The organism is Tolypothrix sp. PCC 7712, assembly GCF_025860405.1.
GTDB classification, from domain to species: domain Bacteria; phylum Cyanobacteriota; class Cyanobacteriia; order Cyanobacteriales; family Nostocaceae; genus Aulosira; species Aulosira diplosiphon.
On record NZ_CP063785.1, the window covers coordinates 4,625,512 to 4,649,182 of the forward strand.

The following is a 23,671-nucleotide window of genomic DNA, read 5'->3' on the forward strand; positions in this document are numbered from 1 at the left end:
ATCCCCCTCATCCCCCTCATCCCCCTCATCCCCCTCATCCCCCTCATCCCCCTCATCCCCCTCATCCCCCTCATCTCTACTCAACGAGATTTTAAATCCGCGATCGCACCTTTAGTCATGGCAGCAATCGCTTTATCGGTCGCTTTCGGCAAATGATAATATTTACCTCCGGCTGTTTGCGCTAATTCTTTGGCAAAGCCAGTGGAAACAAATTTACTCTCCGTATCAATTACTAACAGCTGTATTCCCAAAGCGCGAATTCTCGCTGCAATTTCTAACAATTCGCTTTTGATATCTGGCTTTTCTCCTGGTTCCTGTGGTTCACCCAAAGAACGAGCTAAGGGTATATTACCCCGACCATCGGTGATCGCTACAACCACAACTTGCCCAATATCTCCACTCATTTGAGCATTTAACCCAACGCGTACAGCTTGGGTTAAACCATGCGCTAAGGGTGAACCGCCACCACAGGGTAGTCTTTCCAAACGGTTACGTGCTAAAGCAATGGAACGAGTAGGAGGTAATAATACTTCTGCTTGTTCGCCACGGAAAGGAATTAAGGCTATTTGGTCGCGGTTTTGGTATGCTTCGGTCAAAAGTTGCATGACTGCACCTTTAGCTGACTGCATCCGGTTGAGGGCCATGGAGCCAGAAGCATCTACTACAAATACTACCAACGCCCCAGCTTTGCGTACTAAGCGCTTGGCGCGGATGTCTCCCTGTTCAACTATGACTTTGCGATCGGGGTGTCTTTCTCTACGTGCTTTTTGATACGGTGCTGCGGCTCTGAGTGTGGCATCTACAGCAATGCGTCTCACCTTGCCTTTGGGCAACATGGGCTTAATGTAGCGTCCCCGGTCGTCTGAGAAGATAATACTGCGGCTACCAGATTTACCTTGCCTCTTTGCCATCTGAGCAAAATAAAGCACAGTATCATCAAGGATCACCCCTTCTGGATCGAAGATAAATTCTTCGGGGATGCTGGGTGGTTCTTGTTGTTCTTGTTCCTCTTGTTCCTGTTCTTCTTCCTGTTCGTCTTGTTCAGATTCGTCCTGATTTTCTGGTGGCTGAGGTGGCGGCGGGGGTGGTGGTGGTGCTTGTTGTTCTGGTGGTGGTGTCTGCACAACTGTAGCGCGGGGAACAATTACCAATTCCACAGCGCGGCGCAAGTCTTCTGCGTTGACGGTGTTGCGTCCTTCCAAAGCCGCTGCCGCTTTCGCCACACGCACTGCAAATAACTCGGCGCGGTGTCCTTGAACGCCGCCACGAATAGCTTCGTTTACCAAGTAAGCAATTTGATCGTGGGTAATTGTGACATCTTTCAACCATTCCCGCGCCAGGATAATTTGAGTTTTCAGTCCGTCTAAGTCTTCGTTATATTGTTCTAGGAATTCTTGGGGAGATACTGAATAAGCGATCGCTTGTTCAACTGCTTGTACTCTTTGATCTAAACCCAGGACTCCATCTGCTGAGAGTGCGATCGCAATTCTATCTAGTAAATGCTCCCGTAATGCGCCTTCTTCTGGGTTATAGGTAGCAATAAACAAAGGTTTGCAGGGATGCTGAAAGCTGATCCCTTCCCGTTCAATTTGGTTGCGTCCTTCTGATAATACTGTTAGTAGCTGATTGCTAATTTGGTCATCTAATAAGTTGATTTCATCCACATACAACACACCCCGGTTAGCTGTAGCGAGTAAACCAGGCTGAAATACCGTGTCCCCTTCTTTTACCGATTTTTCCACATCCACAGAACCCAGGAGCCTGTCTTCTGTCACCCCTAGGGGAATTTGCACAAACGGCGCAGGGACAATTGCAGTAGGAACTTCTTGAATGTCTTTATCTGCGTATTCTGCTAACAGGAGATCGTCCCAATCTTGGGGCTGATTGGGGTCACAGTTACTAATCGAACCTTCAACAACTTCAATGGGTGGTAGCAAGGCGTGAATTGCACGAGCCATCACAGATTTTGCCGTACCACGACGGCCTGCGATCGCCACTCCACCCAATCCAGGATCAACTGCTGCTAAGAGTAAAGCTAATTTAATTGCTTCTTGTCCGACTACGGCTGTCAGTGGGAAGGAAGTGACTTTAGGGGTGATAGTAGGCGCAGGCATTGTTTGGCAATATAGCTAGTCTCGGCTTTTAGCATATCAAGCTTCTGGCACATTTAGAATAAGTGTTGTGACAACTTTCCCCAAGGAGCAAGATTGATGAGTATTGCTCAGGCTAAACGCTTCACTTTAGACGAATACCACAGACTCACAGAGTTAGGTTTTTTCCATGAGGATGACCATATTGAATTAGTCAACGGAGAAATCATCGAAATGGTATCGAAGGGTAAAGCACATGAAACTTGTTTAAGAAATTTGTGGAAACTGTTACCGAAGTTAGTAGAAGATAGAGCTACTTTGCAATCTCAAGCGCCAATTACAATACCCCCTAACAGCGAACCTGAACCGGATTTTGCGATTGTTAAAAACAAAGATGATAATTATCTATCTGCCCACCCATCACCTATTGATGTGTTACTGCTTATAGAGGTTGCAGATTCTTCTTTAGATTATGACCAAGTTGTAAAAATTCCCCTTTATGCTAAAGCTGGAATTACTGATTATTGGATATTTAATTTATTTGATAATCACTTAGAATGTTACAGCGAACCTTATGCAGATAGTCTGGGAAAATACGGTTATTCAAGTAAGCGAATTGTCTTAACTAATCACTCCCAGTTCGCCCATTTTTTTGGAAGTTAGAAGAAAGACTACTCAGGAGTAAAAGATTGACCATCAAGTTGAGTGTAAATACTGATGGAAAAGCCCAGTAAAGCAAGAATACGCTTCTGCAAAGGTGAAAGAGCGGTCAAGTGAGCATAAATTTCGTTTTTCACCTCAATCAACAGCAGTGTAATCTCTTTAAATGCAGCCAGAATTATTTCTGCGCTAGGTCTTGTAGTTTCGCGCTTCGGATTGCCAACATAAAGACCCGCAAGTTTTTCTTTCTCTTTTTCTAGATTGTGGCGAACCTGGAATTCTAAAAGGTTTAAAACTCGCAAACCAATAGACAGTAGTCTTATTAAACCAGTAATATGGTCTTCACGTTGTAAATATATCGGAGTCAATGAAAGAGGAAAGTTTTTCAGCCTCGCAAATCCTCGTTCCATTAAGTACTCATCTCTATAGGCACGAACTGCTTGTTTTAAACCAAATTCATTTGGATTTTTATTTGTAACGTAAACCCGCCAGCCTAACATTTGAATTTGGTGTTGAACTGCGGAATCGTCAATCTTAAAACTCATGTCAAACCATAGTTCTTCTACTATTCTAGCTTTGCGGTCTCGGTATCTTTTTTGAACTTTTTTAACTCTTTTTGTTTGAATGTCAACTTGAAATAATCCACTTGTTTGATATCTGTTGAAAATAGCTTCACATGTTTCTAACCATTCAAAGTGTGAAGTGAGCTTTTTCTTGCCACGTCGAGGCACTTTAAGTTTTTCTAGAGCATCTACTGTTTTCTGTATTCGTTCACGTAGATGTTTTTCTGCTGTTTTTTGAATCGCAAATGAGCGCACAATTAATTGTCTTTCCGACCAAGAGATTTCTTGCCCATCAATCTCTATTTCATGGATAATCTCTATTTCAAAGCCATCCGCTATATTTTTGGTTTTGGCATCTGCATATTCGTAATCTATAATTGTTAGTTCTTGTTGACCATCCCAAACTGGTTGGAGATATTTGCTTAGTTCTTCGTTAGATACTTGCTTGGCTGTTAAAGGACATAAGTAAAAATCTCCGCCCAATACTATATGAGTTCTTGTCTTTATTGATGACATTTTACAGTCACCAATATATAACAATTCTGACTTTTTTATTGTTGAACGTACTTTATCTATTGCTGGAATATATAATGGGTCATCTGCTTTTTCTCCTGACAATATTTCCGTCGCTATTGGCATTCCTAATGGGTCTAATGTCGATAGCATTATTTTCACTTGCGCCAAATCCGGACGATTGTCTTTGCTATGACCCCATTGAAATAAGCCTTCTGGGTTAACTCCACAATGACTTGAAGCCGTTGTACTATCTAAACGTACCTGTTCTGGGATAATATCGTACACCCGTAGCAAACTACTTCCTAGTTCCGACTCAAATGAAAACCAGTTTGCATCTATAGATAGGTAACGTAATACTGCTTGCAAACGGTCATCTGCCAAATCGAGCGAGCGTAAAGATTCTTCCGTAAAGCTTTTTAACGTTTCTAACCGCTTACTCACCCAACCTTGAACGTGGTTCAAACGGTGATCTGCTTGCGATAATATGTGTGTTAACCATATTACCACCACACTACCTAGATTTAATCCTTGCCAGTTTCCGTGACATGGAAAATGTTTATCGATTAGTTGTTCTACTCCCATCTGCTCCAGTTGTGTTAGCAGTAGGGGTATATCATCAACTCGTTCGTTTGTAATTCTGGGTTCAAATTCCATAAACCCGAACTTATACCTACTTAGTTCTTTTTGGAATATATCTAGAGGTATACTTTTTTGGCTAACTCAGAAAAAAATGAGCGAACCGGGAGTAATCAAATGATAATTTTACCTTGTTTTTCTGATTTATCTCTTGATTTAAGTAAAATATTTCCGCCAAAGCTTAATTTCTAATTTGTTTATGGCTTATAGTGATTTTAAACTAGCTGAGATTATTGATGCTTTTAGTTTAACCATCCACGAATCATCTGGAATGTTTGCCAGCGTCCAAGAGCAAGAATGTAGCGATTTATTATCTACCATCCTCAAAGAAAATGTTGATTTAGCAGTTGCTATCAGTTCTGAGAAAGCTCGCAGCGAAATGATTATTAGCCCGATATTACTAGAAATTAGGCGGAAATTTAATTATGAAATCAGTTTATTTTCTGGAGTCGATTTTACAGTTGATAGCCAACGCGGACTCAATGGTTTTTGTGATTTTATCTTAAGTCTATCTTCCGAGCAGTTACTTGTACGCAGTCCAGTTGTTGTTCTCGTAGAAAGTAAGAATGAAAATTTAAGATCTGGGTTAGCGCAATGTATTGCTGAGATGGTAGCCGCCCAATTATTTAACGATAAAAGTCAAAATCACATCAAGGCTATATATGGTGCTGTAACTATCGGGACTATCTGGCAATTTTTGAAGCTAGAAGGAAATATAGTTTCGATTGATTTGAGCGAATATTACATCAAAGATGTTAAGAAAATATTAGGCATTTTGTATAGTGCGATCGCCGAAAGTAAACCTTAATCAAATAAAACTACAGATGAATTGTAAAGTTATTGTATCGGGCGATCGCTTGTGTAATTTTTCACCAAAAGGGGTATTGACATAACTTTAACACTATGCAATTCTCAGTATAGAGACAGCAAAATAATTCACTCTAAAGTGCAAGTATTTGGTGTTGTCTCAGCAGCAGAATTCCTAGTTTACTGACAAGCTTCGTGTCATCCCTTCGGCTGAATCTTCAGACTGATATCTAGTCTACTGATTGACTAGAGTTTTTAAAGGTAAGACAAGATGTTTGGGTGAACATTCAGGGGAAGCGATGACGCGATGCTTGGTAGTAAGCCAGGAGTTCTACGGCTGAGACTTGAACCAAACGAAAGCCTTAGTAGAAAGCTTTATAGCAGGGAAGTATTAATTGAGGATACATCCGTTATATAAAGCCATGCTACTGCCAAATGTGTGATTTTTTGAAGCTGTCCAGTTCACCAAACAACACTGGATAAATTCCAATGGCAGACATTCACATCTCCTTAAATAGACAGGCAAGTCAACAGAAAAATTATATCGGTATTTTTTGGGATCTTCAAAACGTTAACTCAATTAAAGAAAAAGGTCATTTATTACTAAAATTTGCCCAATTGAGAGGATGTATACATTGCAAAAACCTTTATTATAATTCAAAACATAAATACCAAACTGCTACGAAGAATATTTTAGAAAGTCTTGGTTTTTCATGTGTTGATGTTCCTGATAGTTCAAAAAACAGTGCAGATCATCGATTGATGGCTGACTGTGTTCAGTTATTTACTCCCCAGCGTTCACCTATTCCTAATATAATTATTCTCGTATTAGGAGACTGGGACTATGCTGGCTTAATTTCTATACTCCAAGCTTTGGGTAAAAAGGTGATAATCTTTGCTCAAAGAGGTAGTGCAAGTCCAAAACTGATTAAATTAGTTGGTGATGATAACTTTCATTTTGTGGATGAATTACCTCAGTTAGTCGCTAATGAGACTCAACCTCAAACTACGGTTTTTAAGTCTCAAATTAGTTACAATGAAGCTATAAATTATTTAACTGAGGCTATCAAAACTGCTTTACACCAAGGTAAGCCTACAGTATTTGGATACATTGATAAACTAATGCGTCAGCGTTGTGCTAACTATCAGGGGGTTTCTTCAATTATGAAACCTGATGGTAAACCATTTTCACGCTTTAGTAAGTTTGTTGACGTTGCTGTGAAGGATGGAAAAGTCAAAATGCAAAATCAGCAATTGTTTTTAATTGAGTTAGATAAACTTGCTGCTTAAGTTGGATTTTCACAACCTAGTTATCTGGCGGTGCGTTAGGCTAAAGCCTAACGCACCCTACCCAAAGATTGACTAAACAGCGCCGCTATTTGCGGTTTTTTCATGTTTAAAGACAAATTTCCCAACAGTTACTTTTCGCAACAAAACACCAGATAAAAATGCACAAACTTCTAACATTCCGTGACGAAAAACTATTACGCCGTGCGCTTACCCACCGTTCTTATGTTCATGAAAATCCCGGAGAAGGCGAACACAACGAACGCTTAGAATTTCTGGGTGATGCTTTGCTAAATTATTTAAGCGGTGAGTACCTCTATAATCGTCACCCGGAAAAGGGAGAAGATGAATTAACAAGGCGACGTTCTGCATTAGTTGATGAAAAACAATTAGCGAAGTTTGCTATTGAGGTAGGTTTAGATTTTAGAATGCGTCTAGGAAAAGGTGCAATTCGGGATGGTGGTTACCAAAATCCTAATTTACTCAGTAGTACCTTTGAAGCAGTTCTAGCCGCTTATTATTTAGATAATGATTCTAATATTGAAGCAGTACGCGCCATTGTTGCACCACTATTTGATTCTGTACCAGAACAAGTTGTTGTGATTCGTTCTAATGTAGATTCTAAAAATCGCTTTCAAGAATGGGTACAACGCAACGTTAGTCCGACTCCTCCCGTATACGAGACAGTGCAAACGGGTGGGTTATCTCACGCGCCAGAGTTTTTAGCTAAAGTTTTTGTCGATAAAAAAGAGTACGGAGAAGGTAAGGGACGCAACAAGAAAGATGCGGAAAAAGCTGCGGCTGAAGATGCATTAGCTAAATTAAAAAGACAAGGATTGTTGTAAATAAAATTTTTGACTAGTGCATAGATACAAAATTATCTTTGGCATTGAAGTAAATTGGTGAGAAAAATTCAATTTATCTTGAATTATTAATGCTTTGTCGGTGCGTTGCGCTGCGCGACAACACACCCTACTTATCTATGCACGAAATCAAATTTTTTACATTTTTAATTGCAAAGGGAAAGTTAAAGAAAAAGTTGAACCAACCCCAACTTCTGAAACTAAGTTAATTTCACCTTGCAATAGTTTTACCAGCCGCGCCACTATTGCTAACCCTAGCCCAGTACTTCCGGGAACATAGGACTTCTGACAACCCACGCGGAAGTATGGATCAAATATCTGAGTTTGATTTTCTGGCGCAATCCCAATACCTGTATCCTTAACTGCGATCGCCCATTTTTGATCGTCCAATATCTGACAGCTGATATCAATGCTTCCAGATTCAGTATAGCGAATAGCATTGCTAATAAGATTTGTAATAACTTGTTGTAATTTAACTGGATCTGTAAAAATTTGTTGAGGAGCGCTTTGGCAATTAACGACAATTGGTAACTTTTGTTCCCTAGCTAAAGGTTCCAACATTTCCAGAACATTGTTGATGATTTCGCTCACATTAATCAATTCTGGTTCTGGTTGTACCTTTCCTGCGTCGTAGCGCGATATCTCTAAAATATCGTTAATTAGGCGGAGTAAATGCCTACCATTACGTAGTACTCTTTCAATATGTTCTACATTTACATTGTTGTTATTTACTCTAGTTTGCTGCCTTTGTTGGCGTAAAAATAAATCTGAATAACCAATAATTGAAGCTAAAGGACTTTTTAATTCGTGTGCTAATTGAGCCAGATAATCTTGGTTAGCGTTTACTAAACGATTAAGTTCTTCGTTATGCAGCATCAATGAATTATATAACTGTTGTAATTCTCGCAAGCGCTCTTCAAAATAACTATTAAAACACCGTGCGATCGCTTCATCAATTACAGTATCAATTAACCGCATCGCCCGCACAATTGCTGTTGGTGTTCCTTGTAATAAATTTGTTTCTATAGTTTCAAATATTACTCTTCTCAGCAGATGATATTCCCGCGCAATTTCGCCTGGATCAAAGCCCTGTTCAGCGCGCAGAACTCCGTGCTGCCAACTAGCCACAACAATTGATTTTACATCATTACCCTGGGATTTTGACAGTACTGTGACCATTGCTTTGATGACATCAGGCAGATGATTTTTGATTGCTGTATAAGATAAATCATCCGCGCTTTCAATATGTTGATCTTTCCGTACCTCTAACACCCATTTTTGCAGGATACTTTCAGTCTTTTCAGCCAGTACTTGACTAAAATCCATTATTTTAAATTCTGTAAATAGACAGATGAGCCAAATTCTATATGCACTAAGTTTAACAAGTGCCGCCTTGAGTTAGGCTAATTCCAAAAAAATACAACTACCAAACGGTATATATTTCTTTAACTATTACATCAGCTAACTGCTGTGTTAGCTTGCTCAATAACTAATGCTCTGCAATGAATATGTATATTATTTATCTCTATACTCTTAAAATTAATCAAACGCTCAAATACCTTGTTGCTTGATATATCTTTCTTTAATAAGCCTGGTCACACCATAATTAACTGATTGAATCTGACTATATACATAGATGTAAAACAATACTGAGCCAAGAGAATATCTATAAAATTTAAGTAATTCAATTGAAAATTTAAATCTATAGACAGATAAATTTACTGATAAATCATGTTATATTGAGCAGACTTAGAGTAAGTCAGCCTAATCTAGTGTATTACAGTATGTGACACTAGAGCGGAGGAACCAATTTTATGGGGCGTATCTCCTACAGGAGAGGGGCATCTCTCAGCCCTAGCCCGTCAGCTAACTTCGTAGGCAATGAGAGGAGACTGAAGAGAAAACATTTTTGTAATCTCATCAGTGTCCAAGGCTGGTACTGCTCGGATTATTGTACCCGTGCTTACATTGTGTTGAGGTTGTAAATGCTATTGCAACTAAATTTAGCTGCGATTTTTGCTGTAGCTGGACAAGTCGCTTGGAAAAAAGCTAAACCTGTCCTGGTTAAAGATGTTGTCATCCTCCCAGCTTTAGGATTTTTAGGAATCATCGTACTGTGGTGGATTGTCGCATTATTCAATCATGAATTAATGCCTACTCCACCAGAAGCACTTGTTGCTAATCTGGACTACATTCTCAACCCTTTCTACGAACGAGGGCCAGGTAACTTAGGTGTCGGTTGGTTATTACTCGCCAGCCTACGCAGAGTATTGCTAGGTTTTCTTTTAGGTGCAATAGTGGCGATTCCCTTGGGATTTTTGATTGGGATGTCCAAATCCGCCATGTTAGCCTTAAATCCCATTATTCAAATCTTTAAACCAGTATCGCCTTTAGCTTGGCTACCAATTGCTTTAGCTATCTTCAACTTGGCAGATCCTTCAGCAATTTTCGTAATTTTCATCACCTCCCTATGGCCGACAATTATTAACACCGCCTTAGGAGTTTCTAGCGTTCCCAAAGATTATTTAGATGTCGCCAGAGTATTAGAAATACGCCGTTGGCGACGCATTACTAAAATTATTTGGCCTGCCAGCTTACCCTATATTTTTACTGGATTGCGAATTAGTTTAGGTATTGCTTGGCTAGTAATTGTTGCTGTAGAAATGCTCACCGGCGGTATCGGTATCGGCTTCTTTGTTTGGGATGAATGGAGTCGTTTAAATTTGAGTTCAGTGTTTCTCGCTGTATTTGTCATTGGCTTAACTGGATTAATTCTTGATTACGCAGTTGGCAAACTTCAAGAATTAGTAACCCGTCGCCCCACAGTAGCTAAATAATTCACTTTTCTCACGCCAAAACTCTCAAAAACTCTGACCTTTGCACCTCTGTCTTGAAAAGTTCAGTCCCCTCCGACTTTTCGCTGCGTCTCTGCGTGAGCATATTTACCCTATTAATGATTCTGCTGGAGCCACATAAATGGCTAATAATAACTGGACTAGAAGAGAATTTCTCATAGGAATGGGAGCAACAACTGCTGGAATGGCGTTGTCCTCCTGTGCCATCAAAGGTAATACTGGTGCTAAAGGACTCACCGAAGAAGCTTTAGCCATAAAACCAGTAGTTAGATCCCAAGACTTAGAAAAACCGGATATTACTGTTGGCTACGTACCTGTAAATGATTGTGCACCATTTGCGATCGCCTGGAAAAAAGGCTTGTTCCGTAAATATGGTTTAAACGTCAAACTCAACCGCGAAGCTAGTTGGGCAACTTCCCGCGATGGCTTAATATTTGGTCGATTGGATGCTGCACCTGTCGTCTCTGGTGCAGTTACCAACGCCAGAATTGGTGCGGAAGGCGCACGCCATGCCAAATTATGTGCCGCCATGACAATTCACCGCCACGGTAACGCCATGACGATGAACAAAGCCATGTGGGATTTTGGGCTGCGTCCTTGGTATGAATACCAAGAAAAATATGGCGATGGTGCTTTAGAAGCCTTCGGCAGAGATTTTCGCAATTACTTTGACAACCAACCCCCAGAAAACAAAGTTTGGGCAGTAGTTTTAAGTTCTGCCATCTACGAATACTTTGTGCGTTACATCTCCGCCGCTGCTGGAGTTGACCCCCTCAAAGAGTTTCGCGTCATCATCGTGCCACCCCCCCAGATGGTAACTAACGTGCGGATTGCCGCGATGCAAGCCTACATGGTTGCTGAACCTTGGAATACTAGAGCGATTACAGGTAACGAAGGCGTTGGTTTTACCTTCGCCCAAGGTAAAGAAGTCTGGTTAGGACACCCAGATCGACTATTGGGAGTGATGCAATCTTTCATCGAAGACTATCCCAAAACCTATCGTTCCTTAGTCAAGGCGATGATTGAAGCCTGTCAGTATTGCAGCAAACCAGAAAACCGCCAAGAAGTTGCCGAACTAATTACAGATCGCTCCTTCACTGGTGCAAAACCTAAAAAACCAGGTGCCCTAATTACCAAATTTACAGGGCCAGCAATTTTAGGCAATTACAACTATGGTGGATTTGATGGCAAAGATCGCACCATTCAAGCTGCTGATAATACTATTTTCTTCGATATTCCTGACAATCTTCCCAAACAGCCCGGAGAACACTCAACATTTTTATGGAGATCCAGAAGTATCTGGTTAATGACACAAGCAGCGCGTTGGGGACAAATTAAAGAATTTCCTAAAAATGCTGAACAATTAGCCGAAAAAGGTTGGCGAACCGACCTTTACCGCGAGATAGCTGCAGAAATGGGTATTGAATGCCCCAAAGATGATTACAAAGTGGAATCAAAAGAAGTATTCATCGATAAAAAAGCTTTTGACCCTAGTGATCCCGTGGGCTATTTAAATAGTTTTGAAATTAGGGCTAAATCTCCTATGCGTTTTTTCATGTCTTAATTTCTCAGTATTGTTCATCAAATAGCTAAATAAAAAATCAAAATACTTCTTCACCTCTTCTCTGTTCCCTATTTCCCAGTAGCAATATTGACTCACGACTAAATATTTTCCGGAGCATTTGAGCATGAAATCTACCTCAGTACCTATCAATACTCATAACCAGGTTATGCCCCGCAATGGTTTCCTAGAAATTGAGAATTTAGTCAAGTCTTATCCCACACCAGATAAAGGAAATTTTGTCGTTTTAGATGGTGTTAATCTTTCGATTGGTGAAGATGAATATATTTCTGTAATTGGTCACTCTGGTTGTGGAAAATCTACATTGTTAAAAATTGTAGCGGGATTAGAAAAAGCTACCTCCGGCTCAGTAAGGCTAGATGGCAAAGAAATTCGTCAGCCAGGGGCAGAAAGGATGATGGTATTTCAAAATTATTCGCTTTTACCTTGGTTAACAGTACGAGAAAATGTGCGTTTAGCAGTAGATGAAGTGTTAAAAAATGCCACTCGTGCTGAGAAAATTAGCATTGTGAACGAACACTTAGCAATGGTAAACTTAACAGCTGCAGCTGATAAATATCCTGATGAAATTTCAGGAGGAATGAAACAGCGTGTGGGTATTGCTAGAGCTTTAGCAATTCGCCCAAAAATGTTGCTGATGGATGAGCCTTTTGGTGCCTTAGATGCGTTAACTAGAGGTAAATTGCAGCGGCAAGTATTGGATATTTGGGAAAATCATCGCCAAGCCGTAATGATGATTACTCACGATGTCGATGAGGCGATTTATATGTCAGATCGCATCGTATTAATGACTAATGGCCCGGCGGCGACAATCGGAGAAATATTAGAGGTGCCTTTTTCCCATCCACGCGTTAGCGAAGCTCTTCCGAAGGAAGCTCGCTCTGCCATGCGAAACTCAAAAGAATATTTTGAACTTCGTAACCACGCCCTGAATTTTCTTGACCGTTATTTTAGCCAAGACGAATAAATTAGATTATCATTCTTAATAGTGGGTAGCCTAATTCAAATTCGTCATTTTTTGGATTTGAAGCGGAGGAACCAATGTTTGGGGCTAATCTTTATGAGAGACACCTTCCAGTCTTAGCCCGTCAGCTAACTCCGTCGGCAGTGGAAGGAACCGCCAAGAACTTTGGCTTTTAGACCAGTTGTTATTGGGGTTTCTTTTACCGATTTTATTTATTAGTCATTCGTCATTAGTCATTCGTCATTGGTAAGAAATTTGAACAAATGACTAAGGACTAAGGACAAATGACAAAAGACAAAGTTGGTTACCCTGCTTCTCATTAGTAATTTGTTTTATGGGAGAGAAGTTAAGCTGTGAAAATCAAGCCAATGTTAGTGCGCCTACAAAGCACTATAGGTCGAGACGACTTAATTGAACAAATGGTCTTGTTACCAGAACCTGAAAAAAACTCTTCTATACAAGGTTCTACTACAAAACCAGTCAACTTAATTGTCGCTTATGATGCATCTCCCAAAAGTCATACTGCATTAGATATTGCCTTTTGGATTGCCCATCAAACGCGCTTGGCTACAAATACCCAAGTCACAGTTCAAGCTGTCTATGTGGTAGCAGACAAACAAAAGAGTCAATATACAGATATCTCTAGCTTTAGTAGAAATCTCACTCCTTTAGAGTGTCCTACAAGCAATGTATCTAAATCCGTCACACCCGTTTTAACTCAACCAAAACTAACAGTTATTGCACCAAATTTACAAGAAAAATCCTTAGCTGTGATCCAACAAGCAGACCAAATTTTATGGCAAGCACGTAGTTTAGCAGAGGAATGGCAAGGTTCCTTTAAATCACATTTGCGGTTTGGTTCAATTGCTACCGAACTAAAAAAAGTTGTGGAATTAGAAAATGCTGATATTCTATTTATCGGTTGTAGATCTGTCGAGCATCCTATTATTCGGGCATTAGGTTCCGATTTCCCCTGTGCTGTTTTAGGTATCCCCAGTGGTATTGAAGATTAAACAAGGGCTATAGAGTTCAGTTTCTCTTCATTTAATTTAAGATGTCTCACATTCCGATTTGATTGCTGAAAAACTCCACATTCCGTCTAATTCGCTTCTTTTTCGTTCCCTTTTCTATTTATTGTGTTCCCAGCCTTTAGGAGTAATTCACAAATCAAGTTAGGAATGCTAACTCCAGAAGCCACCTATACTTAGGTGGCTTTTTTCATTATTATGCAAATAATTAGACTAGGAGAGGGAAAGCGTGGAAAATTGGCAAGCAATCCTCAGCATCATTACTTTTATCACTGTCATTGTCTTAATCATGACAGAATGGGTACATCTCACCATTGCTGCATTTTTAGGAGCATTATTACTAGTTTTTACCAACGTCATGACTTTACAAGAAGCTGTTGGTTACATCGGTAATAGTCATGGCACACTGGGTTTATTTTTTGGTGTGATGGTACTAGTAAGAGCATTTGAGCCTACCAAGATATTTGATTACTTAGCTACACAAATGGTGCTATTAGCTAAAGGTGATGGTAAGCGTCTCTTACTAGGAATTGTGGGAATTACTACGCCTATTTGTGCAGTTTTACCCAATGCGACAACAGTGATGTTACTAGCGCCTTTAATCCCACCTATGGCGCAAGAAATAGGCATAAATTTTGTACCTTTATTGATTTTAATGGTATTTGTTGCTAATAGTGCTGGACTACTGACATTGGTGGGCGATCCAGCGACATTTATTGTTGGTGATGCAATTAATATTAGTTTTACAGATTATTTGTTGAAACTAAGTTTAGGTGGAGTTATTGCCGTTGCCGCAGTAACAGCTACATTACCATTTTTATTTCGCAAAATTTGGCGGACAAAATTAGAAAATCTTGAACAACTACCACATCCAGAAATTAATCATCCACGGGTTCTCGCTGTGGGTACATTAATTATTGCTTTTGTCCTGTTATTTTTTGTTATTGGCGAATCTCTACCTGTTCCTATTTCCCCTGCTGCTGTTGCTTTATTAGGAGCAGCTTTAGCTTTACTGCTATCTCACCACAGTAAAATTGATTCAGTTAACAACATATTACGAGATGTCGATTGGAGCACATTGATATTCTTTATGAGTATCTTTGTGCTGATTGGCGGGCTAGAAAAAACTGGGGTAATCAATGGTTTATCAGGAATATTAGCAATAGTCTTAGGAAAAAATATTGTCTTAGGTTCGCTAGCTTTAGTATTTTTTGTGGGTATCTTATCTAGCATTGTGCCTAATATTCCGTTAGTGGTAGCAATGGTACCCTTGCTGAAACAATATCTTGTCAACGTGGGATTAGCACCAGCCGCAGTTTTAGCAGCCGACTTCCAAGGACAATTTCCTCCAGAAGTATTACCACTGTTTTACGCCATGATGTTTGGTGCAACCTTGGGCGGTAATGGCACATTAGTGGGAGCATCTTCTAATATCGTCGCTGCAGGTATTTCTGAGCAGCATGGAAGGCGCATCTCTTTTAAAACTTTTCTACACTACGGGATTCCGGTGATGCTATTACAACTAGTAGCTTCGGCGTTGTATGTGCTGTTTCGCTTTTTACTCTAGTACAGTGTGGAGTAAGTCAAGCACCCATGCTCAAGTATGACAACACTGACGCTCTATTCATTACTAGTGCCTACCTAACAACTTAATGAAGTTAAATATTTAATTTTTTCTTTGCTTTCTGCAATCATCAATGTCTGTTTCTATGATTGCTTGCGATCGCCAGCTTATTCCCAGTAATCATGACCTACTCTACATTCTCTAACTACTCATCACATCGCAGTTTGTAGGGTATGACCCCTGATTCAGTAATGGTATCCTTTGATGGGGGTAAGATTTACTCTCAATAACAATCTCTACTGCAGATAAATTTATATCTGGGGATAGATGCTTTTGCTGATTGTATTCAAAGATTCTACCCAACATAGAGATATTTGGGGCGCTAGATCTGGTACAACAACTATAAAGCCCAATTAATTCTACTTTCAAAAAGGATTAAAACCATGAACCCGCCAGAAGAATATACCAATAGTAATTCCCGAGAGCCAGGGCAAGGGGGGTCAATTTCTGACATCAATAAACTACAATCAAATGGGACAAGCCTCGCCGAACTTAACAGCTTAGATAGAGTTAGGGATATTCTTTTTGGTAACCAGGTAAGGGAAGTTGAAAAAAGATTTACCCGCTTAGAAGACCGTCTGGTTAAAGAATTGAATAATGTCCGAGATGAAACAAAAAAACGCCTAGATTACTTAGAATCATATATTAAAAAAGAGGTTGATTCTTTAACAGAGCGCTTGAAAAATGAGCAAATAGACAGAGATGCAGGAGCTAAAGCGCTTGCTGAAGAACAGAAAACCCTCACCATTAATTTAGAAAAAAAGTTTGCCCAATTGGACGAACAAACTAGTAATAGTCAACGAGAACTCCGCGAACAAATACTTAACCAAGCCAATAGCTTACAAGATGATATTCGGCAGAAGTATCAAGAAATCCTGACTTTATTAGAAAGAGAATCTCAAGAACTACGGAGAGATAAAGCAGACCGTTCCAAACTCGCATCTTTGTTTACAGAACTAGCTGTAAGGTTGAACTCTGATATTAAGTCTTAATTAAATTCGCCAGCTACGCTGATTGTATTCTCAATTTGTGCTACAGCACGTAAATTTATAAATTGAAAATTTAAAAGGTCGAAACTGCTTCATGGCAAGCATTACAACAGTTAAATCGCCACAGTTAAACGCGCTGAAATTTAGTATTGCTTATATATCAGGAAATTTTAGCAATGAGTAATAAATCTACGGATGAAATAGCTAAAGAATCCCTGAAAACTTTGAGTAATGGTAGCCAAATTAGCATAGCTATTAACCCTGCCATTGCTCTAAAAGAACCCCAATCATCTATTTCAGAAAATGATTCCGCTAACTCTTATACTCATACTGTTGCTATTAATTCACCTGTAAATAATCATCATTTACAAAACAATGATGAATTAAATATCCTCCGCAGTTTGCTTCTTGGTGTTGAGCCAACTGCGCTCAATAAACTATATGAGAGATTAGAGAATCCTCAAATTCAAGCAGAAGATATTAGTCGTCTGCTACCAGAAGCTGTAGTTTTACGCTCTAAACAGGATAAACAATTAGGTGAAGCTATAGTAACTACTGTAGAAACAGCACTCCAAAACTCAATTCAACAAGACCAAAATAGACTCTCGGAAACTTTTTTTCCGATTATTGGCCCCGCAACTCGCAAAGCGATTTCTACAGCTTTGGAAGAGATGCTGCAATCTTTAAATCAAACTTTAGAACATAGCTTGTCACCACAAAGTTTGCAGTGGCGACTAGAAGCAAAAAAGACCGGGAAATCATTCGCGGAAATAATTCTCCTCCGCACACTGATTTATCGAGTAGAACAAGTATTTTTAATTCATAGAAACACTGGATTATTGCTGCAACACCTGATAGCACCCCAGGTAACAACTCAAGATCCTGATTTAGTTTCAGCAATGTTGACAGCTATTCAGGATTTTGTTAGAGATTCTTTCAGTGTAGGCACAGAAGATGGACTGCAATCTTTGCAGTTTGGCGAACTCACCATTTGGATTGAAGAAGGGCCACAAGCAGTACTAGCTGCAATTATTCGGGGGAAGCCTCCCCAAGAATTCAGGTTAACCCTCAAAGATGCCCTCGAGAAAATTCATCTGCGATTAAGCAGCGAAATGAATGATTTCGTTGGGGATACAGAGCCATTTATTACCAGTAAACCTTATTTAGAAGCTTGTCTAGCCGAAGGCTATAAATTACCACTGAAAAGAAATTATACTTATGCCTGGGGATTTTTAAGTACGATTGCGATCGCTTGTGGTATTTGGGGCTTTGTTACCATCCGAGAGCAATTTCGCTGGCATTCCTATGTACAAAAGCTGGAGTCCCAACCAGGAATCGTTGTAGTGAATACAGAACAGCGTCAGGGAAAACATTTTATTTCCGGAATGCGCGATCCCTTAGCTGTAGATCCTAAAAAACTGATACAGCAAGCAAATATCAATCCAAAAAGCGTAATTGCTCAGTGGCAACCTTATATATCATTAGACCCACAATTGATTACCCTCAGATCGGAGAAATTGCTGCAACCGCCAAAAACCGTAACCCTAAAAGTTGACGAGAATGGCATTCTTAACGCCACTGGTGCAGCACCCCGCCAATGGATTTCTCAAGCAAAGAATTTATGGCGTTTTATTCCCGGGGTAACTCAATTTAATGACAACAATCTTCAGGACATTGCCCTGGTTCAATTAAATTCATATAAACAGCAACTAGAACAAGAAATGCTCTTTTTTTCTGAAGGCACAACTGAGTTGATTGCAGGTGAAGTGAATAAACTTCCTAATTTAGCAATCAAAATTAATCAACTTTTAGATATTGCTCAATCTCTGAATAAAAACGTGAGTTTGCAAATTTCTGGACACACAAGTACCACGGGTACAGAACAAATCAATAATTTACTCAGCCAAGCCCGGGCTAATAAAATTCTTGCCGAGCTAACTGCCCAAGGTATCAATCCTAGCCAATTGAAAACTGAAGGTTTAGGTGATACTGCTCTCCCTTCACAACCAGAATTAGCACCAGCAGGTAACCGGAGAGTTACCTTCAGAGTATTGATAACCGACACCTCTAAGCTGAAGCAACTTCAATAATTATGCTCCAGAAAAAGATTTGCATGGTTGGTGCATTTGCCACAGGTAAGACTAGTTTAGTATCTAGGTTTGTAAGTAGTATTTTTTCAGAAAAATATCATACTACTGTAGGAGTAAAAATTGATAAGAAAACACTGAATATTCAAGATAAAACTATTAATTTAATACTTTGGGATCTGTATGGAGAAGATGAATTTCAAAAAGTAAGAATGTCCTATTTACGGGGTTCATCTGGTTATTTATTAGTAGTTGATGGTACCCGGAGAAATACTTTAGAAAAAGCATTTGACTTGCAAACAAGAGTAGAAGAAACAATTGGCAAGGTTCCTTTTATTATGATACTTAACAAATGGGATTTAACAGATGAATGGGAAATCGACCCTGTAGAAATCGATGCAGTGCAGCTCAAAGGTTGGACTGTCATAAAAACAAGTGCTAAAAATGGTTTGGGTGTAGCAGAAGTTTTTCAAACTCTTGCTGAAAAAATAATGGATGAATAAATGTTAGATATCCCCACGCCTGTGATTGCTTATCTTCTGACTTTTATTATCGAAGAACTCTCTCTTGCTTATCTATTAGTTAAAAAAGATGGTTGCTTGTCTGCGTGGGGGGGGAAATTGGCAGCATATGGAGTTAGTAACCTACAAGCAGGTGAGCATATTACAGAACAGGTTTTTTTTCTGGAAGGACTATTACCATTAGATGATTTTCCTCTATTTCTCCCCCGTATGAAAACTGAATATGGTATCTGTGCAGATGTCCATCTCTTCCCCTCCAAGGAAGGTGATTGGATATTAATGTTAGATGCTACTCGCGATGAAAGTCATAAATCACTTGTGCAACAGCAAGCCAATGAATTCAGCTTATTACAAGAAAAATTAATCAAAATTTTCCAGCAAGAATCAAATCAAAATTAATTTATGGCGGCATAAACTCATGAATGACTCTATCACAGCAGACCTATTTGCAGCCTTAAATATTTTAGTGTTAGAGCGAATTAATTTCGGTACATTTAAAGTTACTGGAACAGTACCCAATTGGTTAAGACATTTTTGCCATCCCAAAATTACATCAGGGATGGAGGTATTAATCCCAGAAGAACAGTTTCCCTTTTTAGAAAACTTTGTGATTGATGCCGAAGAATTTTGGCAAAATAATAGCACTACTAAACTCACTTCCGGCTTCTGGACAGACCGCTCCCTATCTGGTAAGGAATATCATTTTGAAGCTTCAGCGATTTGCTTAAATAACAGAAAACTTTTATTAATTGAATTATTAGATAATTCTTTTTACGAAAAACAATCTATTATCCAAAAAGCTAGAGAAAACCAATTAGTTTATCAGCAATTATTAAAAGATAATCAGAAAAAAGAAGTATTAATTCACTGTATTATCCATGATATAGCAGGACAATTAAGTAGTATTAATTGTTGCTTGGCTCTGCTGGAATTTGAAAACTTAACACCTAAAGGAAAAGAACATTTAGAAGTTGGCAGACAGCAGACTATTAAACAAGAAATGCTGATTCGGGAAATATTGAATGCATTCTCGGCTGAAATGCAATCCCTAGAAGCTTTCACACTCGATCCCGAACAAGCACCCAATGTTCTCGCTTCTGTACAAGAGGTAATCAAAGTGTTGAGTCCTAGCTTTGCACTCAACGATATGCAATTACAAATAGCCAGCAATGTTGATTTTACCGCCGATTGGAGAGTAGTAGGCGATCGCTCGCGTTTGGATCGGGTAATTTCTAATTTGGTAGAAAATGCATTCCGCCATAGCCCACCGCAGTCTACAGTGGAAATTGGCTTACAACTAGATGCAGAATCGGTGCTGGTAACCGTCGATGATCGGGGTACAGGTGTAGAGCCAGAGTTTGTACCAACGTTATTTCAAAAATTCTCTCAAGGTAAAAGCAGATCTGGTAGAGCAGGTTTAGGACTTTACTTCTGTCGCATTACAGTTGAACGCTGGGGAGGGAAAATTGGTTATTTACCGCTTCCTGAAGGTGGTTCTCGTTTTTGGTTCCGCCTCTTAAAACCAAAAATGCCAAATTAGCAGAGCCTGAAATCATCCCATTCCTTGTGAAGCAGGGGGAAGGAAACCCTTGTGTCCATTGCTCAAAACTAACTGAATCACAACTCTTGACTATACCCAAATACAGTTCAGTTAAGAAAATTAATTGATAACAAAACCAAAAAACTAGTACAACAAGGCAAAAGTCAAAATTCAAAATTCAAAAGAAAGAATACTTATACCACAAGCCTTTTAGCAATTACAGATGATCTGTTTCTCTTACAAAGTTTGGCGGGACGGAAACCGACACCGCCAACTTTGCGCTATTTACGCCCCAGAGTACTAGTTACTCAACAAAAAAACAGAACAATAATTTTGGAGGGGGTTTGGGGGACGCAACCGTCACCCAATCGGGGGTTTGGGGGAGAATCCCCCAATTCTTCTGGCTTCTTTAATAAGTGACAAATCAATCGCTAATGAGCTTAACCCAAGCGTATTGGACTATAGGCTAATAGTAAAAGTAAGTATCTTCAGTAAGTTTATTGTATTTTGAGTATATTTTTAATTATTTTATCAACCGTAATATTAAGCGTTAATTATAAGTATTATTATTTACGCAGTATTTAGAGCGGTTTTGTCAATATAATCAACAGGCGATCGCGCTGAGTATCAACATTTCTCCTCTGTAACCTTGATTTTTGAGCCTCTAGCCACTATTTCCCAAAACGTCAACACTTCTTGAACAACGATTAATTTTTCTATAAAGACTTAACATTCACCTAGGAAATTGGCTCTAAAGTTTTAATTTTCAATAAAGATGTATTGAAAGTAACTATGATTTTTATAAATTAGGTCAGAATGAAATAACTAAAGTCTAGAGTTAGCACGTACGCATTAATACATGCTGTTTTTAAACATCCGATAAATTGTTAACCAACTTAATTTACTTTCAAGTTCTCACTTAAAAAATAACTAATTAAATAATGCTATGAATCACACTGCTGAAGCAGACATCACTATGTGGTATTGCAGCTTTATTAGTGGGAATATCTCATGCTTTTAATTGCCTGATTAATTGTATAAAGAGCAGATTAAGGTTTACGTAAAAATCATTACTACCAATGGTGTATCAAATCTCCCTATCTGAAACTAACCCAGAACAAGACACCTTAAAATTACCTATTTTGTCAGCAACAGAACAACAGCAATTACTAATTGAGTGGAATCATACTCAAACCGATTATCCCAAGCAAGCTTGTATTCATCAGTTGTTTGAAGCGCAAGTAGCGAAAACACCCGATGCTGTAGCCTTAATTTTTAACGAGCAGCAAATTACCTACAAAGACTTAAATAGTCGTGCTAATCAACTAGCACAATATCTGCAAATATTAGGGGTAGGTGCAGAAGTTTTAGTAGGAATTTGTGTAGAACGCTCAATAGAAATGGTTGTAGGGCTACTCGCCATTCTTAAAGCTGGTGGAGCTTTTGTACCTCTAGATCCATCGTATCCGCAAGAACGTTTAGCTTTCATGCTGTCTGATACCAATGTATCAGTACTATTAACTCAAAAAGATTTAGTTACTAAATTACCTCCTCATAATGCATCTGTAATTTGCTTAGATAAAAATTGGGATGCAATTTTTCAAAATAGCCAAGAGAACCTAACTACTAACATCACTGCCGAAAACCTGGCTTATGTGATGTATACCTCAGGTTCCACAGGTACACCCAAGGGTGTTTGTGTGATTCATCGTGGTGTTGTGCGGTTAGTCAAAGAAACTAACTATCTTCAATTAACAGATAAAGAAGTAATTCTGCAACTTGCGCCGATTTCCTTTGATGCTTCAACTTTAGAAATTTGGGGTTGCTTACTCAATGGTGGAAAATTAGTAATTGCTCCTCCTCACACACCATCTTTAGAAGAATTAGGGCAGATTATTCAGCACAACCAAGTGACAACTTTGTGGCTGACGGCTGGTTTATTTCATCTCATAGTTGATGAAAAAATTGATGCTTTAAAATCTTTGCGTCAACTTTTAGCCGGGGGTGATGTATTATCAGTTCCCCATGTCCAGAAGTTTCTCCAAACTGTAGAGAACTGTCAGCTAATTAATGGTTATGGCCCGACTGAGAATACAACCTTTACTTGCTGCTACAGCATCACAGCACCATTGCAACCAGGTGCTTCCATCCCCATTGGTCGCCCCATTGCCAATACCCAAGTTTATATCTTAGATGACAACCTCCAACAAGTTGCGATCGCAGAAGTTGGCGAGTTGTATATTGCTGGTGATGGACTTGCTAGAGGCTATCTCAACCGTCCAGATTTGACTGCTGAAAAGTTTATTTTTCACTCTTTTGATGGTAGTTCACAAACGCGCCTCTACAAAACTGGTGATTTAGCGCGGTTTTTATCAGATGGTAATATCGAATTTTTAGGAAGAATTGACAATCAAGTCAAAATTCGTGGTTTCCGCATTGAACTTGGTGAAATCGAAAGAGAAATCGCTCAACATCCTGACGTGCGGGAAAATGTGGTTTTAGCACTTCAGCAAGAAACAGGCGAAAAGCAGTTAGTTGCTTATATTGTGCCGCACCAGAACAGTAGTTATACACACCATCAATTACGGAGCGTTTTACAACAAAAACTACCTAATTATATGGTGCCATCAGCGTTTGTCTTGTTAGAATCACTACCTTTAACTGCAAACGGCAAAGTTGATAGACATAAATTACCTGTACCCAGTAGAGAACGTCCGCAACTCGAACAAGCCTATATTGCTCCGCAAACCGATTTAGAACGTCAATTAGCAAGTATTTTGGGCGATTTGCTGAAAATTGAGCGCGTTGGCATAGATGATAACTTCTTTGATTTGGGAGCAACTTCCATCTCAATTCTGCAAGTTACAGCGCGGATACAACAAGAACTTAATATTGAATTACCTGCGGTGAAGCTCTTTCAATATTCAACAATTGGCGCATTAGCAAAGTATTTGCAATTCAAACAGAACAGCCAACCATCTTCTGACAAGCTGCAAAATCGCGCCCAACGCCAACAAGCAGCTCATGCTCGTCGCCGTCATCATCAACAAGGTGTTTAA

The 23,671-nt window shown here is 39.3% G+C and carries 18 protein-coding genes and 2 riboswitches; of the genes, 15 read left to right on the forward strand and 3 right to left on the reverse strand.

Annotated elements, in window-relative coordinates; translation table 11 throughout:
* Positions 1-80 precede the first annotated feature (80 nt).
* Positions 81-2,114, reverse strand: coding sequence for a magnesium chelatase ATPase subunit D (gene bchD / locus HGR01_RS19050; RefSeq protein WP_045871081.1), 2,034 nt, complete (start codon positions 2,112-2,114; stop codon positions 81-83).
* A gap of 96 nt (positions 2,115-2,210) precedes the next feature.
* Between bchD and HGR01_RS19055 the strand changes: the two genes are divergently transcribed.
* Positions 2,211-2,753 carry a Uma2 family endonuclease gene (locus tag HGR01_RS19055; protein ID WP_045871080.1) on the forward strand — a complete coding sequence of 181 codons (543 nt, stop codon included), beginning with the start codon at positions 2,211-2,213 and terminating at the stop codon, positions 2,751-2,753.
* An 8-nt stretch (positions 2,754-2,761) separates the two neighbouring features.
* Here HGR01_RS19055 and HGR01_RS19060 read toward each other — a convergent pair whose 3' ends face one another.
* The gene (locus tag HGR01_RS19060; protein ID WP_045871079.1) at positions 2,762-4,483 is read right to left on the reverse strand and encodes an IS1634 family transposase; all 1,722 of its coding nucleotides are present in this window, start codon (positions 4,481-4,483) and stop codon (positions 2,762-2,764) included.
* A 181-nt stretch (positions 4,484-4,664) separates the two neighbouring features.
* Between HGR01_RS19060 and HGR01_RS19065 the strand changes: the two genes are divergently transcribed.
* The 3 genes from HGR01_RS19065 (at position 4,665) to rnc (ending at position 7,404) form a co-directional block, all read left to right on the forward strand.
* Positions 4,665-5,273, forward strand: a complete 609-nt coding sequence (locus HGR01_RS19065) for a hypothetical protein (RefSeq protein WP_045873865.1) — start codon at positions 4,665-4,667, stop codon at positions 5,271-5,273.
* A gap of 488 nt (positions 5,274-5,761) precedes the next feature.
* The gene (locus HGR01_RS19070; RefSeq protein ID WP_045873866.1) at positions 5,762-6,562 is read left to right on the forward strand and encodes an NYN domain-containing protein; all 801 of its coding nucleotides are present in this window, start codon (positions 5,762-5,764) and stop codon (positions 6,560-6,562) included.
* A 158-nt stretch (positions 6,563-6,720) separates the two neighbouring features.
* Positions 6,721-7,404, forward strand: a complete 684-nt coding sequence (gene rnc / locus HGR01_RS19075) for a ribonuclease III (protein ID WP_045873867.1) — start codon at positions 6,721-6,723, stop codon at positions 7,402-7,404.
* A 156-nt stretch (positions 7,405-7,560) separates the two neighbouring features.
* Here the strand turns inward: rnc and HGR01_RS19080 are convergent, their stop codons facing one another.
* Positions 7,561-8,748, reverse strand: a complete 1,188-nt coding sequence (locus tag HGR01_RS19080) for a sensor histidine kinase (RefSeq protein WP_045873868.1) — start codon at positions 8,746-8,748, stop codon at positions 7,561-7,563.
* Between the two features lie 425 nt (positions 8,749-9,173).
* Positions 9,174-9,318: riboswitch (cyclic di-AMP (ydaO/yuaA leader) on the forward strand.
* Positions 9,319-9,407: 89 nt separating this feature from the next.
* Between HGR01_RS19080 and ntrB the strand changes: the two genes are divergently transcribed.
* The 11 genes from ntrB (at position 9,408) to HGR01_RS19135 (ending at position 23,671) form a co-directional block, all read left to right on the forward strand.
* Entirely contained in the window at positions 9,408-10,259 is an 852-nt protein-coding gene (gene ntrB / locus HGR01_RS19085; protein ID WP_045873869.1) for a nitrate ABC transporter permease, read from the forward strand.
* Between the two features lie 139 nt (positions 10,260-10,398).
* Complete coding sequence (locus HGR01_RS19090; RefSeq protein ID WP_045873870.1) at positions 10,399-11,841, forward strand: ABC transporter substrate-binding protein; 1,443 nt, start codon at positions 10,399-10,401, stop codon at positions 11,839-11,841.
* A gap of 124 nt (positions 11,842-11,965) precedes the next feature.
* Positions 11,966-12,826 carry an ABC transporter ATP-binding protein gene (locus tag HGR01_RS19095; RefSeq protein WP_045873871.1) on the forward strand — a complete coding sequence of 287 codons (861 nt, stop codon included), beginning with the start codon at positions 11,966-11,968 and terminating at the stop codon, positions 12,824-12,826.
* Positions 12,827-12,843: 17 nt separating this feature from the next.
* A riboswitch (cyclic di-AMP (ydaO/yuaA leader) is annotated at positions 12,844-12,978 on the forward strand.
* A gap of 213 nt (positions 12,979-13,191) precedes the next feature.
* Positions 13,192-13,836, forward strand: coding sequence for a universal stress protein (locus HGR01_RS19100; protein WP_045873872.1), 645 nt, complete (start codon positions 13,192-13,194; stop codon positions 13,834-13,836).
* Between the two features lie 244 nt (positions 13,837-14,080).
* Positions 14,081-15,418: an SLC13 family permease gene (locus HGR01_RS19105; protein ID WP_045873873.1), complete on the forward strand. Its 1,338-nt coding sequence runs from the start codon at positions 14,081-14,083 to the stop codon at positions 15,416-15,418.
* Positions 15,419-15,858: 440 nt separating this feature from the next.
* On the forward strand, positions 15,859-16,467 hold the full coding sequence (locus tag HGR01_RS19110) for a hypothetical protein (RefSeq protein WP_045873874.1): 609 nt from the start codon (positions 15,859-15,861) through the stop codon (positions 16,465-16,467).
* A gap of 173 nt (positions 16,468-16,640) precedes the next feature.
* On the forward strand, positions 16,641-18,554 hold the full coding sequence (locus HGR01_RS19115; protein ID WP_052335399.1) for an OmpA family protein: 1,914 nt from the start codon (positions 16,641-16,643) through the stop codon (positions 18,552-18,554).
* Between the two features lie 2 nt (positions 18,555-18,556).
* Positions 18,557-19,054, forward strand: coding sequence for a Rab family GTPase (locus HGR01_RS19120; RefSeq protein ID WP_045873875.1), 498 nt, complete (start codon positions 18,557-18,559; stop codon positions 19,052-19,054).
* A complete protein-coding gene (locus HGR01_RS19125; RefSeq protein ID WP_045873876.1) occupies positions 19,055-19,471 on the forward strand; it encodes a hypothetical protein in 417 nt (138 codons plus the stop codon).
* Between the two features lie 19 nt (positions 19,472-19,490).
* Positions 19,491-20,612, forward strand: coding sequence for a sensor histidine kinase (locus tag HGR01_RS19130; RefSeq protein WP_045873877.1), 1,122 nt, complete (start codon positions 19,491-19,493; stop codon positions 20,610-20,612).
* Between the two features lie 1,082 nt (positions 20,613-21,694).
* Positions 21,695-23,671 carry a non-ribosomal peptide synthetase gene (locus HGR01_RS19135; protein WP_235623127.1) on the forward strand — a complete coding sequence of 659 codons (1,977 nt, stop codon included), beginning with the start codon at positions 21,695-21,697 and terminating at the stop codon, positions 23,669-23,671.